Annotated in this window: 11 protein-coding genes, 1 rRNA gene and 2 pseudogenes; 9 read left to right on the plus strand and 5 right to left on the minus strand. The window is 73.1% G+C overall.

Annotated features, from left to right (window positions below; genetic code table 11):
- Positions 1-87: ribosomal RNA gene (rrf, locus tag ACH47Z_RS11795) — 5S ribosomal RNA — on the plus strand; the annotation flags it as partial.
- Between the two features lie 90 nt (positions 88-177).
- Here rrf and ACH47Z_RS11800 read toward each other — a convergent pair.
- Positions 178-294 (minus strand): annotated as a pseudogene (locus tag ACH47Z_RS11800) (type II toxin-antitoxin system RelE/ParE family toxin); the annotation flags it as partial.
- A pseudogene (locus ACH47Z_RS11805) lies at positions 286-471 on the minus strand (type II toxin-antitoxin system Phd/YefM family antitoxin); the annotation flags it as partial. The pseudogenes ACH47Z_RS11800 and ACH47Z_RS11805, both read right to left, overlap by 9 nt.
- Positions 472-683: 212 nt before the next feature.
- On the opposite strand from ACH47Z_RS11805, the gene ACH47Z_RS11810 reads away from it, so the two are divergent.
- Positions 684-1,028 (plus strand): MarR family winged helix-turn-helix transcriptional regulator, encoded by a 345-nt coding sequence (locus ACH47Z_RS11810; RefSeq protein ID WP_399073047.1) that lies wholly within the window; start codon positions 684-686, stop codon positions 1,026-1,028.
- Here ACH47Z_RS11810 and ACH47Z_RS11815 read toward each other — a convergent pair.
- Both ACH47Z_RS11815 and ACH47Z_RS11820 read right to left on the minus strand, forming a co-directional pair.
- Complete coding sequence (locus ACH47Z_RS11815) at positions 991-2,202, minus strand: serpin family protein (protein ID WP_399073401.1); 1,212 nt, start codon at positions 2,200-2,202, stop codon at positions 991-993. The two genes, ACH47Z_RS11810 and ACH47Z_RS11815, sit on opposite strands and share 38 nt — an antisense overlap.
- Before the next feature lie 5 nt (positions 2,203-2,207).
- Positions 2,208-3,473, minus strand: coding sequence for a serpin family protein (locus ACH47Z_RS11820; RefSeq protein ID WP_399073048.1), 1,266 nt, complete (start codon positions 3,471-3,473; stop codon positions 2,208-2,210).
- A gap of 222 nt (positions 3,474-3,695) precedes the next feature.
- Between ACH47Z_RS11820 and ACH47Z_RS11825 the strand changes: the two genes are divergently transcribed.
- The 5 genes from ACH47Z_RS11825 to ACH47Z_RS11845 all read left to right on the plus strand — a co-directional run bounded on the left by ACH47Z_RS11825 (position 3,696) and on the right by ACH47Z_RS11845 (position 8,997).
- Complete coding sequence (locus ACH47Z_RS11825) at positions 3,696-4,448, plus strand: GntR family transcriptional regulator (protein WP_399073049.1); 753 nt, start codon at positions 3,696-3,698, stop codon at positions 4,446-4,448.
- 414 nt (positions 4,449-4,862) lie between these two features.
- A complete protein-coding gene (locus ACH47Z_RS11830; protein WP_399073051.1) occupies positions 4,863-5,057 on the plus strand; it encodes an SPOR domain-containing protein in 195 nt (64 codons plus the stop codon).
- Between the two features lie 30 nt (positions 5,058-5,087).
- Complete coding sequence (locus ACH47Z_RS11835) at positions 5,088-5,534, plus strand: (deoxy)nucleoside triphosphate pyrophosphohydrolase (RefSeq protein ID WP_399073052.1); 447 nt, start codon at positions 5,088-5,090, stop codon at positions 5,532-5,534.
- A gap of 154 nt (positions 5,535-5,688) precedes the next feature.
- Positions 5,689-6,102 (plus strand): ATP-binding protein, encoded by a 414-nt coding sequence (locus ACH47Z_RS11840; protein WP_399073053.1) that lies wholly within the window; start codon positions 5,689-5,691, stop codon positions 6,100-6,102.
- A 294-nt stretch (positions 6,103-6,396) separates the two neighbouring features.
- Entirely contained in the window at positions 6,397-8,997 is a 2,601-nt protein-coding gene (locus ACH47Z_RS11845; protein WP_399073054.1) for a SpoIIE family protein phosphatase, read from the plus strand.
- A 350-nt stretch (positions 8,998-9,347) separates the two neighbouring features.
- Here the strand turns inward: ACH47Z_RS11845 and ACH47Z_RS11850 are convergent, their stop codons facing one another.
- Positions 9,348-10,916, minus strand: a complete 1,569-nt coding sequence (locus ACH47Z_RS11850) for a hypothetical protein (protein WP_399073055.1) — start codon at positions 10,914-10,916, stop codon at positions 9,348-9,350.
- A gap of 107 nt (positions 10,917-11,023) precedes the next feature.
- Between ACH47Z_RS11850 and ACH47Z_RS11855 the strand changes: the two genes are divergently transcribed.
- A complete protein-coding gene (locus ACH47Z_RS11855; RefSeq protein ID WP_399073402.1) occupies positions 11,024-12,211 on the plus strand; it encodes a hypothetical protein in 1,188 nt (395 codons plus the stop codon).
- A gap of 28 nt (positions 12,212-12,239) precedes the next feature.
- Positions 12,240-13,229: a phosphotransferase family protein gene (locus ACH47Z_RS11860; RefSeq protein ID WP_399073056.1), complete on the plus strand. Its 990-nt coding sequence runs from the start codon at positions 12,240-12,242 to the stop codon at positions 13,227-13,229.
- The last annotated feature ends 63 nt before the right edge of the window (positions 13,230-13,292 follow it).

Genomic DNA, 13,292 nt, shown 5'->3' on the forward strand with positions numbered 1-13,292 from the left:
GGTTACATTCCGAACCCGGAAGCTAAGCCTCACAGCGCCGATGGTACTGCAGGGGGGACCCTGTGGGAGAGTAGGACGCCGCCGAACAAATTTTGGGAAAACCCCCGCATCTTCGGATGCGGGGGTTTTCTGCGTTCAGGATCCGGTCGTGGGTCCTGGGGTGGCATCTGCGGCGGTGACGCGTAGGCGGCGGCGCTCAGGCTGGGATACAAGTGCGGTGGTGTTGAAGCCGAAGGGGTTGCTCTCCAGCTCTGTCAGTCTGGCCAGGATGCGAAGCGCCATGTCACGCGGGATCTCGCGCTCTTCCCACTCCTGGTACTTGCGCAGCACCTCGATCGAGACCACGGCGGCTACCTGCTTGCCGCGACGGGTGATGACAGTGGGCACGTCGTCGCGGTCAGCCCGTTCGACGACGTCGGCCAAGTGGGCGCGTACGTCGCGGATGGACTCTATGGGCAGCGGCTGCGTCATGCCCCGGGTACCGAGTGTGCCATGTGTACACAATGCCGGCTGGCCCCAGTCGGTGCCGGGGGGCAGCGGGGCGGGATGGGGCGCACTGAGCGGGAGGCGGTTGCCGCGGAGGGCGGCTGTCCTGCGCGAGGCCGGGCGCGGGCGGAGCCGCTCGGGAGGCCATCGCCGTCAACGCGACCAAGGCGGCGGTCCTGAAGCCGGCGGGGCTGACCGTGCCGCAGTACGCCGCGCTGCTCCACCTCGACGAGAACCCCGGGATCTCCGCGGCCGCCCTGGCCCGGTTGTGCGGTGTCACCCCGCCGACCATGAACACCGTCCTGAAGAACCTCCAGGACCGTGGCCTGATCGTGCGCAGCCCGCACGAGTGGCACCGCAACGTCCTGGAGACCCGCCTCACGGACGAGGGCCGTGCCGTCATGGCCGAGGCCGACAGCGCCGCCGTACGCGTCGAGCGGGCTCTCGCCGCGGAGTTCTCCGACGCGGAGCGGGACGCCCTGACCGGGCTGCTCGCCCGCTGTGTCAGAGTCCTGGAGGAACAGCGCCCGGGAAGCTCATGACGGGTTCCGGCGCTGGTTCCGTCACCCAGCCCGCCACCAGGACCAGCCGGGACTCGCGGTCGACGGCCAGGAAGCCGAAGGGGCGGTCGAAGACGGCGCGGACGACCGTCGACTCGTAGCGGTACTGCGGTGGCGCGCTGCCCGGCGCCGCCATGACCACCGTCACCGCCGCCGCCCGGAAGCCGAGCGGACCGAACCGGGCCAGTGCCGACTGGCGGGCCTGGCCGATGGCGAGCGGGAACTCACTGACGCCGGGGAAGTGGCCGTGGCCCGGGTCCGACGCCGCTGTCAGCCCGAAGAGCGGGGCCAGGGCCAGGAGGTCGTGGTCGGCGCGCACCTCGTACGCCACCGTCCGTACGTCCAGTGACAGCGGCTCCGGGGCGAGCGCCGGCTGCTGCTCCACGTACAGGCCCGGTCCCACGTGCCCGTGCGGCAGCGCGCCGCCCGCGGTGAGAGGCAGCGCCCGCTCCACGATGCCCACCCCGGCGGTGAGGACCTGACCCGGGGTCATCCGCTCCTCGCCGAGCACCAGATGGACGTCGACGCCGTTGTCCCCCGGCACCGTCAGTGCCGTCACGAAGCCGTCCGGCGTGCCCGTCACCCCCACCCGGTCCGGCCGGGGGCTCCGGCGGCGCAGACCGCGCAGCGTACGGCCCTGCCAGGGGCCCGCGTCCGGGCGCAGTGGCTGCTCCTCGAAGGGCTGCCGCCAGGTCGTCCGCAGCGCGAGGGCACTGGCCAGCACCATCCGCGCGTCCCGGGTCAGCGTCACCGGCATCCGCTCGACCAGCCCGCCGGTCCGCTCGGCCGCCCAGGCGTCCAGCCGCTCCTGCGCGGTGACCAGGTCGTCGCCGAACACCCCGTACGTCCCCGCCGGGAGCCCGGCCCGCCACTCCTCGCGCAGGGCCAGCCCCTGGTGTGTCCACAGGCCGAGCGCCGCGTCCAGGCCGGACACCGAGGCGAGCGCCGCCAGCAACTCCCGTGCCGCACCTGCCGCCTGGCTGGCGGGCACGCCCAGCGCCCCGGCCAGCTCCGCCCGCGCCGGCCCCGCCGCGCCGTCGGCCAGGAAGGCCAGCAGGGGCCACACCCCGGGCGCGGAGAAGACCGTGCCCTCGGGCAGGGCCTGCGCCCAGCGGGCCGTCAGCCCGTTCACCCGGCGGACGGTCTCGGCGGTCACCTGGCTCACTCGTCGTTCTCCCACGCGTCGTTCACGTACTCGTCGTCCCGGTACTCCGGGTACGGCAGCGGATCCGTCACCCATCCCGCCGCCAGCACCAGCCGCGAGTGCCGGTGCAGCGCGAGGAAGCCGAAGGGGCGGTCGAAGGCGGCGGAGATCCGCGTCGTCACGTACCGCAGCGCAGGCGGCGCGGCGCACCCGATCGCCCCGAACGCCGTGACCGCGGCCGCGCGGAAGCCCAGCGCCCCGAACCGGGCCAGGGCGCTCTGCCCGGCCGAGCCGATGGCGAGCGGGAAGGCGCTGACGCCGGGGAAGTGGCCCTGGCGCGCGTGCGCGTCCCGCGCGGTCGTCAGGCCGAACAACTCGTGCCGCGCCAGCAGATCGTGGTGCGCCGTCACCTCGTACGCCGCCGTCACCACGTCCAGGGTCGGCGGCCGGCGCCACGCGGACCGCTCTTTGACCACCCGCAGGCCCGGGCCCGCTTCCCCGTACGGCAGCCGGGAGCCGGGTACGACGGTGCGCGGGCGGTGCAGCAGGTCCACGCCGGCGGCCAGCGCCCGGCCCGGCGCCATCCCTTCCTCGCCCAGCAGCAGATGGACGTCCAGCGCGTCCGTGCCGAGCACCTTCAGCCGGGTGACCCATCCGTCGGGCGTGTCGGCGACGTCGATCCGGTCCAGTACGGCGCTCGTCCGCCGCAGGCCGAGCCGCTCCACGGCGGCCCAGGGCGCGTACGCCGTCCTCAGCGGCACCTCGTCGAAGGGGCGCAGCCACTGCGTGCGCATCGTCAGCGCCCCGGCCAGCACCAGTTCGGTGTCCTCGGTCACCGGGACCGGCATCCGGCCGATCAGCCCGCCGGTCCGCTCGGCCGCCCAGGTGTCCAGGGCTCGCTGGTCCGCCGGGACGTCCCCGGTGAGCACCCCGTGCGCCTCGGCGGGCAGACCCGCCTCCCATTCCGGGCGCAGCTCCAGTGTCCGCTTGGTCCACAGGCCCTCGGCGGTGTCGACGCCGGGGAAGGCGGCCAGCGCGCCGAGCAACTGCCGTGCCGCACCGGCCGCTTGGTCGGCGGGCATCCCCAGCGCCCCGGCCAGCTCCGTGCGCGCCGGGCCCGTCGCGCCGTCGGCCAGGAAGGCCAGCAGGGGCCAGACACCGGCCGCGGTCAGGACCGTGCCGCCCTGTGTGGTCGCCGCCCACCGCCGGGTGAGCCCGTTCACGGCCCGTACGACGTCCGCGCTCACCCGACTCCCCGTCAGGGTCGTCCCTGTCGTGGTCATTCCGCCCCCGTTCTGTCACCGCCCCGGCCCCGGGAGCACCGTACCGGTGTCGGCCGGCCCTCTGTGGAGGTGTGAGCGCGCCTATACGGGGGAGAAAGTGCCTGGGTAAAGCCCTCCCCCACCCCATGTCATCACATCGAGTGATTCTCTGGCCTTTGCTTGCATGGCACAACCCACGGTTGCCACGCTGTTGCTGTCTGTACAACCTGATGGGAGCGGCCAGTGACTTTCGGTGAGCAGCCGGCCTACCTGCGCGTCGCGGGTGATCTCCGCAAGAAGATCGTCGACGGTTCACTTCCGCCCCACACCCGCCTCCCCTCCCAGGCCCGCATTCGCGAGGAGTACGGCGTCTCGGACACGGTCGCGCTGGAGGCCCGCAAGGTGCTGATGGCCGAGGGGCTGGTGGAGGGCCGCTCCGGCTCGGGGACGTATGTGCGCGAGCGGCCGGTGCCCCGGCGGGTGGCCCGCTCCGGATACCGCCCGGCCGGCGGCGCCACGCCCTTCCGGCAGGAGCAGGCCGACGCCTCGATGCGCGGCACCTGGGAGTCCGGCAGCGAGCAGACCCGGGCCGGGTCCGCCATCGCCGACCGGCTCGCGATCCAGGCGGGCGACCCGGTCATGCGCACCAGGTATCTGTTCCGGGAGGGCGGCGAGCCGATGATGCTCTCCACCTCCTGGGAGCCCCTCGCCGTCACTGGCCGCACCCCCGTGATGCTGCCCGAGGAGGGGCCGCTCGGCGGGATGGGCGTGGTCGAGCGCATGCGCGCCATCGACGTCATCGTGGACAACGTCACCGAGGAGGTCGGCGCCCGCCCCGGCCTCGCCGAGGAGCTGCATGTGCTCGGCGGAGTCCCCGGCCATGTCGTCCTCGTCATCCAGCGCACGTACTACGCCTCCGGCCGCCCCGTGGAGACCGCCGACGTGGTGATCCCGGCGGACCGGTACCGGGTGGCGTACCACCTGCCGGTGAAGTGACGCCCCGGCTGCTCCGGGGCATGTGACGGTGGGTCGGGAGTTCGAGCGTGCGCCCCTTCGAGTGAGGTAGCGCACACCCTGGACGCTCCGGGCGCCCGGATCTCGGGCCGAGCGCCCGCGTCCGGTCCTCGGCCCGCCGCCGCGATCCGGCCGTTTTCCCAGGTGGTCAGGGGTCACTCGGATGTGCCTCCGACGCACGACGGTGGCGTTCACGACGGCGCATTCGCACGCGTGCGCCCCCGGCGTTCTGGCTGGTTGCGTACCTCTTTGTGAAAAGCCGTATTCGCTGCGTAAAGGTTGGGCGTACGCTCGGGCATATGCGGATTGCGGTTTCCTTAGGCGTGGCCCGGTGGGGGGCTGAGACGGGAAGCAGGTGGGGCGGTGCGAGAAGGAACGTCGGGGGCGGTGGGGGCCATGAGTAATGAGGGGACGGTCTCGCTGCCCTGGATCGTGATACGGCAGGACGACAACGGCAATCGCTACCGCGTCGGTCGGTACGCGACCCGGGCCGAGGCGCAGAAGATCGCCGACAGCCTCGACGACCGGGGCCACAAGCAGCTCTACTGGGTCGAGCGCATCGGCCAGAACGGGGACGGCGCGCGCAACTGACGCCCGGAGTCCTCCCGTAGGCTCCGCTGTATGACGTCCAGTACGCCCAGCACACCCACGACACCCGGGACGGGGCGGATCGTGGTGGTCGGAGCCGCCCTGTTCGACGGCGGCCGGCTGCTCGCCGCGCGCCGCAGTGCGCCCGCCGATCTGGCCGGGCGCTGGGAGCTGCCGGGCGGCAAGGTCGAGCCGGGCGAGCGCCCCGAGGACGCCCTGGTGCGCGAGCTGCGCGAGGAACTCGGCGTCGACGCCGAGCCGGTCGAGCGCGTGCCGGGGGAGTGGCCGCTGCGGGAGCCGTACGTCCTGCGCGTGTGGACCGCACGCCTGCGCCCCGGCTCACCCGCGCCCCGGCCCCTCGAGGACCACGACGAGCTGCGCCGGCTGACCCCGGACGAGATCTGGGACGTCCCCTGGCTGGACCAGGACGTCCCCGCCGTCCGCGCGGTCGTTCCGTATCTCACGGCCGGCACGCATTGATGCGGGCGTGAGCCTGCGGCCGGCAGCCCCCGGGCGCCGCGTACGCCGTTCGTGCCACTGTGCGCCCCGTCGCACGGTAATGCTCGCTGGATATCGGGTATGTGCCCATTAACCCCACGAAATCGGACATGGGTGAAGCTCGCTGGCCTGGGAAGTGATCGGCGTGATCGACACCGATGGTGACTGCGCCGAGTGGACGTTTCCCGCGGAACCGGGCGCTGTGCGCACCGCACGGTCCGCGGTCCGCGGTCAGTTGCACGGCTGGGACCTCGACTGTCTGGCCGACCTGGCCGCGCTGCTGGTCAGCGAGTTGGTCACCAACTCGCTGCGGCACGCCACCGGCCCCATCGGCGTACGGCTCGTGCGCCCCGCCGGGCTCGACGGGAGCCGCACGCTGCTGGTGGAGGTCTCCGACCCGCTCCCGGACCTGCCGCACGAGCGCGCCGCTCGCCCTGAGGACGAGGGCGGGCGCGGTCTGCAACTGGTCGCCGGCTCCTCGCGCCGCTGGGGCACCCGGCCCGGCGCGAACGGAAAGACCGTCTGGTTCGAACTGGCGGTGCCGGAGTGACGAACCGGCGGTACCAGGGTGACGCGGGAGCATTCGAGGGGGCACAGGGGTGTACACGCGACGGCGGCTCGTCCAACGTGCGCCCCGGGCGCGCGGTCGGACTCCGGGAGCGTGATTCGACGGCGTGTTCCCTGGTTAGAAGAGTGGAAGTGTTGTCACGGACTGGTCCGAAAAACATCTGGACCATGCTGTGATCGTGAACACCGTGTCGTGCGGCGCCGTAGTGCTGGATACTGCGGGCAGCCGCCCCCGGTGACCGGTGCCGGGCGCGGTGAGCTGGAGGGGACGGTTCGCGTGAGCGAGATACCAGCGAAGGCCACGGAGTCCGAGGACCCGTCGGACAGCGCGAGGGACCAGGCCGCAGAGGCTGCCACCCACGGCGGCGCGGTGCCCGGTGACGCCATGTGGCAGAGCAGTCCGCCCGGTTCGATCTACGACTACATCCGGGTCGCGTCCTTCTCCATCAGTCCCGGCGGCCTGGTCGACCAGTGGAGCCTGCGCGCCGAGCAGCTTTTCGGCATCCCCGCCGCACGCGCCGTCGGCATGGACCCCATAGAGGCCTTCATCGACCCCGACCTGCGCGAGCGCGGCCAGCGCAAGATGGCCGAGATTCTCGACGGGCGCGAGTGGACCGGGGTCGTACCCTTCCGGATGCCGGACGGGCCCGACGGCACGCGCGGTGAGGAGGGGCTGGCCGAGGTCTACGTCATGCCGACCCGGACCGCCGAGGGCGAGAAGGCCGCCGTGTGCATCGTCGTCGACGTCCGCACGCTGCGCAGCATCGAGACCGACCTCGCCGCCTCGCAGGCCATTTTCGGTCAATCCCCGTTCGGATTCCTGCTGATCGACACCGATCTGAGGGTCCGTCGGGCCAACGAGCGGTTCGCCTCCATCTTCGGTGGTTCCCCGGACGACCACCGGGGCCGGGGGGTGCACGACTATCTGGCGCGCGGTGAGGCCGAGCGGGTTTCGGCCACCCTGCGCCGGGTGCTGGAGACCGGCCAGTCCATCACCGACATGCATGTCACGGGCCACGTCCCGGACTCGGACGAGCGCCGGCACTGGTCGGTCAACCTCTACCGCGTGCACGGCGGCAGCGGGCGCCCCATCGGCATCGCCTGGCTCGGCACCGACATCACCGCCCGCCGGGCCGCCGCCCGCGAGGCCGCCGCCGCCCGGCGCAATCTCGCCCTGCTCAACGAGGCCGGGGCGCGCATAGGGAATTCGCTGGACCTGGAGACCACCGCGCGCGAACTGCTCGACGTCGTCGTGCCCGGTTTCTGCGACCTCGCCACCGTCGACCTCTACCAGGGGCTGCTGACCGGCGACGAGACCCCGCCCGGCCGGGCCGACGGCAGCGCCGAACTGCGGCGCGTGGCCGTCGCCAGCGCCGTCTCCGGCGCTCCCCTCGGCGTCAGCGGCGAACCCGTCGAGGTCGGCGCGGTCCACCACTTTCCCTTCAACTCGCCCTGCGCGGACGCCCTGCGCACCGCCCGGCCGCAGTATGTGCCCGCGGAGGACGGCGGCCTCGTGCAGTCCACGCTGGCCGTGCCGATGGTCGCGCACGACACCGTCGTAGGCCTGGCGCAGTTCGCCCGTACGAAGGGCAGCGAGCCGTTCGGGGACCGGGACCGGGAGCTGGCGGTGGAGCTGGCGGCACGCGCGGCCGTGTGCATCGACAACGCGCGGCTGTACCGCAGGGAGCACGAGCGGGCGCTGATACTGCAACGGTCCCTGCTCCCGCCGGGCGACCCCGAGGCCTCCGGGCTGGACATCGCCTGCCGCTATCTGCCCGGCAACGCGGCGACCGAGGTGGGCGGCGACTGGTTCGACGTGATCGAACTGCCCGGTCACCGTACGGCGTTGGTGGTCGGTGACGTGATGGGGCGGGGGCTCAGGGCGGCGGTCGCGATGGGCGAACTCCGCACAGCCGTGAGGACGTTGGCCCTGCTGGATCTCGAACCGGCGGAAGTCCTCTCGGCGTTGGACGAGATCGCGCGCGGGCTCGGTACGCCGGGCGGGGTGCAGGGGGCGACGCGGACGGCCCGCCAGCCCCGGGACGCCGACCTCTCCGAGGTTTACCTCGCGACCTGCGTGTACGCCGTGTACGACTCCGTCACCAGACGCTGTACGTTCGCCAACGCCGGCCATCTGCCGCCGGTGCTGGTGGAACCCGGTGAACCGGCCCTGATGCTGGACGTGCCGCCCGGCATGCCGCTCGGTGTGGGCGGCGAGCCGTTCGAGGAGGTCGAGGTGGAGCTGCCGGAGGGGGCCTTGCTGGCTCTCTACACGGACGGCCTGGTCGAGTCCCGCGATCATCCGCTGGACGAGGGGCTGCAGGCGTTCGTCGGTGCGCTCAGCGATCCGGCGCGGCAGCTGGAGGATGTCTGCGATCACGTCCTCAACACCCTCGACACCCATCACGGCGAGGACGACATCGCGCTGCTGATGGCGCGGGTGCAGGGGCTGCCGGCCGAGTCCGTGGGCGACTGGACGCTGCCGCGCGAGCCGCGCAGCGTGGGGCGGGCGCGGGAGTATGCCCGGGGGCAGTTGCTGAGCTGGGACCTGGAGCCGCTGGTCGACACGACGGAACTGCTGGTCAGCGAGCTGGTCACCAACGCGTTGCGGTACGGCGAGGGGGAGATCAGGCTACGGCTGCTGCTGGACCGGACGCTGGTGTGCGAGGTCTGGGACTCGGGGCTGGTCCAGCCTCGCCGACGCCGCGCCCGGGACACGGACGAGGGCGGCCGGGGGTTGCAGCTGGTGGGGCTGCTCAGCGCGGCGTGGGGCTCCCGCAGGACGCCTCGCGGCAAGACCGTGTGGTTCGAGTTGCCGTTGCCCGGGGGCGAGACATCCCTCACGGACCCGGCGGAGGCGTTGCTGAGCCTCTTCTGACCTCGCATTGCCCACCCGACTCTGTTGGCTGGGCGGGTCGGGATCGTGCCGGTCGGTCGAGAGGGCGGCGTATCGGCTGGTCCCGGCTGGGGCAAGCAGCGTGGCTGCTGGATGGGATGGGCCTGGGTGGGCGGGTGTCCGTTGGGGTGGGGCTCTACTTGGTTGGCTGAGGCGGTGCGGTCCTGGCCGGGTGGGGCTCGAGTCGGGCGGATGAGAGGGTGTCCGGCTGGTTCGGCTCGGCTCGGGCTGATGGGGAGGCGCCCTGTCGGGCGGGCTCGGTTCGCGTGAAAGCGCTCGGCTTGGTGGGGCTCGGCTTGGGGGAAGGTGTTCGGTCGGGGTGGGGTCGGCTGTTATGGGGGGTTCGGGGAGTGGCGGCGGGACCTTGTTTCTGGGCCTCCGTAGCTTGCCGGGGGGCCGGCGTCGGGGTCTTCTGCCAGGAGGATGCCGCCCAGGACCGCGCCTGCCAGGCCTGGGGCGGCACTGGGGGTGTCCGTGTACGGGGTGCCGTGGGTGCGGACGTCTTGTTCCGCTCGTTCCCGGGCTGCGCGGGCCGCCGTGTCGGCCTCGTCGGCGTGGTCCGCGGACAGGTCGCGTATCGCCTCTGCCAGGCGCGCCCTCGACTCCGGGCCCACTGCGGCCCTGTGTACCGCGATGAACTCCTCCGCCGCGGCCACCGAGCTGCGCGCCACCAGATGTGCCGCCGCGGACACCACCCCCGAGCGCCCGTTCTCCAGCCGCCGTACCGTCCGCGTGATCCGGTGCAGTGCGTCCAGCGGGTCGTACGGGCCCGTCGTCCGCTCCTCCCGTACGGCCGCCAGCACGGTGTCCGCGTGGGTCAGCCGGGCGTGCAGCTCACCCCGGGTCAGGGCCCGTCCCCCGCGCCGGGCCGCCGCCAGTTCCGCCTCCGCGCCGGTCAGCGTGGCCGGCAGCAGGTCGGCCGCCTGCCGCAGGTCCGTCGCGAGACGCTCCACCCCGCCGATCAGGATCTCCGCCTGGGACACCGCGCCCTCGGCGGCGCGCAGGTGCCGGGCGGCCCGTTCGCCGTCGTCCCGGTCGGCGGTCTGGCGGGCCTCGTTGAGCCGGGCGGTGGCGAACACCAGCCGGTCCTTGGCCTGTTCGACGTACCCGGTGACCGGCCAGAGCACCGAGGGCGCGTACCGCTCGTGCAGTGCGGTCAGGGTGTCCTGCGCGGTCAGCGTCCGCCCGGTCAGCTCGCGGAAGCGTCCCTCGGCTGTCTCCAGGGCCTCGCCCAGCCCCGGCCCCTCCAGGTCCCGCAGCAGGTCCAGTTCCGCCGCCCCCGAGTCCAGCCGCCGCCCGGCCTCCGCGCACCGGCCGATCACCCCCACCAGCGCCTGCCGCCGGGCCACCGGGTCCTGCGGTATCCCCTGTTCGTAGCGCCGCCATATCGCGCACGCGGCCGACAGCTCGGTCTCGGCGGCCCGCAGGGCGTGTGCGAAGACCTCGGTGTCCGGCCCGCCGAACCGCCGCTGGACGAAGGAGAGTTCCTCCCGGCTCGTACGGACACAGTCGTCCGCCGTCACCAGCGCGGTACGGGCCTGGCGTTCGGTGTCGGCCGCAGTGGGGGCCGGCGGGGCGGCGGAGACGGTCCCCGGGGTCGTACGGGTACGGGCGCGGCGGGTGCGGCGCAGATAGCCGTAACCGGCCAGCACCAGCGCCGCGACCCCGGCGAGGAGGGGCAGCACGAGGTCGGCGGTGGACGTGCCGCCCTGCTGGGGCGCGGCGGCGCTCACGACCGTCCCGGCGGGCGCCGCGGGAACCGGATCTTCGGCCACGACCGTCCTCACCGACAACACCAGCCACCCGACCCCGACCACGGCACCCAGCACGGCATGCGCCACCCGCACCCGTATGTGCGCCTTGGCGCGCCGGGGTCGGCCCCGGATCAGGGAGGACGTCACATTTCGGAGCGTATGGGCAGGTAGGCCCATCCGCGAGCGGGGCGGATACGGGCGGGGGACAAGGGAAGAGGGGGCAGGAATTGGACAACGGAACGACCGACGGGCGCATGGAACGGGAGCCGGAGGCCGCGCCCACGGGCCGTGCGTCGGAGGCGGACACCGACACGGCAGCTGCGGGCCGTGCGTCGGAGGCGGACACGGATGCGGCAGCTGCGGGCCGTGCGTCGGAGGCGGACACCGACACGGCAGCTGCGGGCCGAGCGCCGGAGGCGGACGCTTCCGGGAAGAAGTCCCTCCGCCGTCGCCTCCTTCGCTACTCCCTCGCCCTCCTCGCCCTCCTGCTCGTCCCCCTCCTCACCGCCGAGACCGCCCTGCGCGTCAACTACACCGGCACCCCCAAGCCCGGCACCACGACCCGCCACCAGGACGCCATCTGGCTGGGCCACGCCTGGGTCGACGGCCGTAAGACCGACCAGGACGTGCGGGAACTCGCCCAGCGGCTGAAGCGCACCGGCATCCGGGACCTGTACGTCCACTCCGGCCCGCTGGAGCACGACGGCACCCTGCCCGCCTCGGCGTATCCGAGGGCCCGTTGGCTGATCGCGGCCGTGCACCGGGAGCTGCCCGGCGTCCGCGTCCAGGCCTGGCTCGGCGACGAGCTGGCCACCGAGAGCCCTGACGGGCTGCGGCTGGAGCGTGCCGCCACCCGGGCCGCGATCCTCGACTCCACCCGCCGTGTCCTCGCCACCGGCTACGACGGTGTGCACTTCGACCTGGAGCCGCTGCACTCCGGCGACCGCCACTACCTCTCCCTGCTGGACGGCCTGCGCGCCCTCACCCGCGACCGGCACGCGCTGCTGTCCGTCGCCGCCCACCAGATCGACCCGCTGCCCGCCTTCCACTCCTTCTGGGGCACGACCACCGGTCACCCCAAGTGGTGGTCGCAGGCCTACTTCGGGCAGGTGGCCCGGCGGGTGGACCAGATCGCCGTCATGTCGTACGACACCATGCAGCCGTTGCCGAGCCTGTACGGCGGCTATGTGGCCCAGCAGACGAGCCTCGCCCTGGAGGTCACCCCGGACACCACCGACCTGCTCATGGGCCTGCCGTTCTACCACGAGAACCGTTTCGGCCACTGGGCCCACGCGGAGACCGTCCCGGCCGCCGTACGGGGTGTCCGGCTCGGCCTGTCCCGCACCGACGCCGACCGGGTCCGCTTCGGTGTCGCCCTGTACGTGGACTTCGCGGCGACGGAGGCCGACTGGCGGGCCTACCAGGAAAACTGGGTTCGGTGAGCGGGGCTCCTGGGGAAGACTGGGGCCGGTGACCGAGACACGACAGCCGCTGACCGTCGCCGACCTCACCCCTCTCGCCCGTGCCGCCCTCGGCCCGCACCGCACGCCGACCGCCGTCACCCAGCTGCGCGGCGGCAGCAAGAAGGGCGTCTACCGGCTCGCCCTCGACGACGGCACGACCGCGATCGCGTACGTCTGGTCCCCCGAGGAGAGCTACTGGGACCGGCCCGACACCGACATCCGCGACACCTTCTCGCACGCCTCCGGCCTCGGCCTCTTCCTGTCGGCCCACCACCGGCTCACCGAACTCGGCGTGCGCACCCCGCGCCTGTACCTGGCCGACGAGGACGCCGTACACCTGCCCGCGCACGCGGCGCTCGTCGAGGACATCCCGGGCGGCAGCCTGGAGGAGCTGTTGCGCCGCGACCCGGCGGCCGCCCGGGCACCCCTGGCGGGGCTGGCGGAGGCTCTCGCGGTGCTGCGGGAGTGCACGGCCACCGGGCACGGCAAGGCCGTCCTGGTCGAGGAGGGCGGGATGCCGTTCGGCGACTCCTGCGAGCAGGTCGTGGCGGACCGGGCGGTGACGGACATCGCGGAGATCGCCGAGCGGGATTCCCGGGCGCGCGTGGCACGGCAGGCGCTGTCGGCGCGGGTCCGGGAACTCCGGGCCGCCGTCGAGCCGCGCCGGCACACCTCCCTCGTGCACGGTGAACTCGGCCCCGACCACGTCCTGGTCACCCCGGACGGCACTCCCGCGCTCATCGACATCGAGGGCCTCATCTACTTCGACGCCGAGTGGGAGCACGTCTTCCTGCGGCTCCGCTTCGGTTCGCACTACGACGCCCTGCGCGTTGAAGACCTGGACCCGGCCCGCATGGAGCTGTACCGGCTCGCGCTGCACCTCAACCTCGTCGCCGGGCCGTTGCGCCTGCTCGACGGGGACTTCCCCTTTACGGAATCCATGCGTGAGATCGCGGAGCACAATCTGGCGCGGGCGCTGGAGCTGGTGACACCCTGATCATCATGCACATGCTCGTGGCGGTGGCGGGTGCCATCGCCTTCGGTCTGGCCGGGCTGGGCC

This window comes from Streptomyces sp. NPDC020192, assembly GCF_044388685.1.
Lineage (GTDB): Bacteria > Actinomycetota > Actinomycetes > Streptomycetales > Streptomycetaceae > Streptomyces.

Bases quoted from the DNA above. Each gene is read 5' to 3' on its own strand.
- ACH47Z_RS11820 (WP_399073048.1), bottom strand. From the start codon at position 3,473: ATGACCACGACAGGGACGACCCTGACGGGGAGTCGGGTGAGCGCGGAC.
- ACH47Z_RS11830 (WP_399073051.1), top strand. From the start codon at position 4,863: ATGAGTAATGAGGGGACGGTCTCGCTGCCCTGGATCGTGATACGGCAG.
- ACH47Z_RS11835 (WP_399073052.1), top strand. From the start codon at position 5,088: ATGACGTCCAGTACGCCCAGCACACCCACGACACCCGGGACGGGGCGG.
- ACH47Z_RS11855 (WP_399073402.1), top strand. From the start codon at position 11,024: ATGGAACGGGAGCCGGAGGCCGCGCCCACGGGCCGTGCGTCGGAGGCG.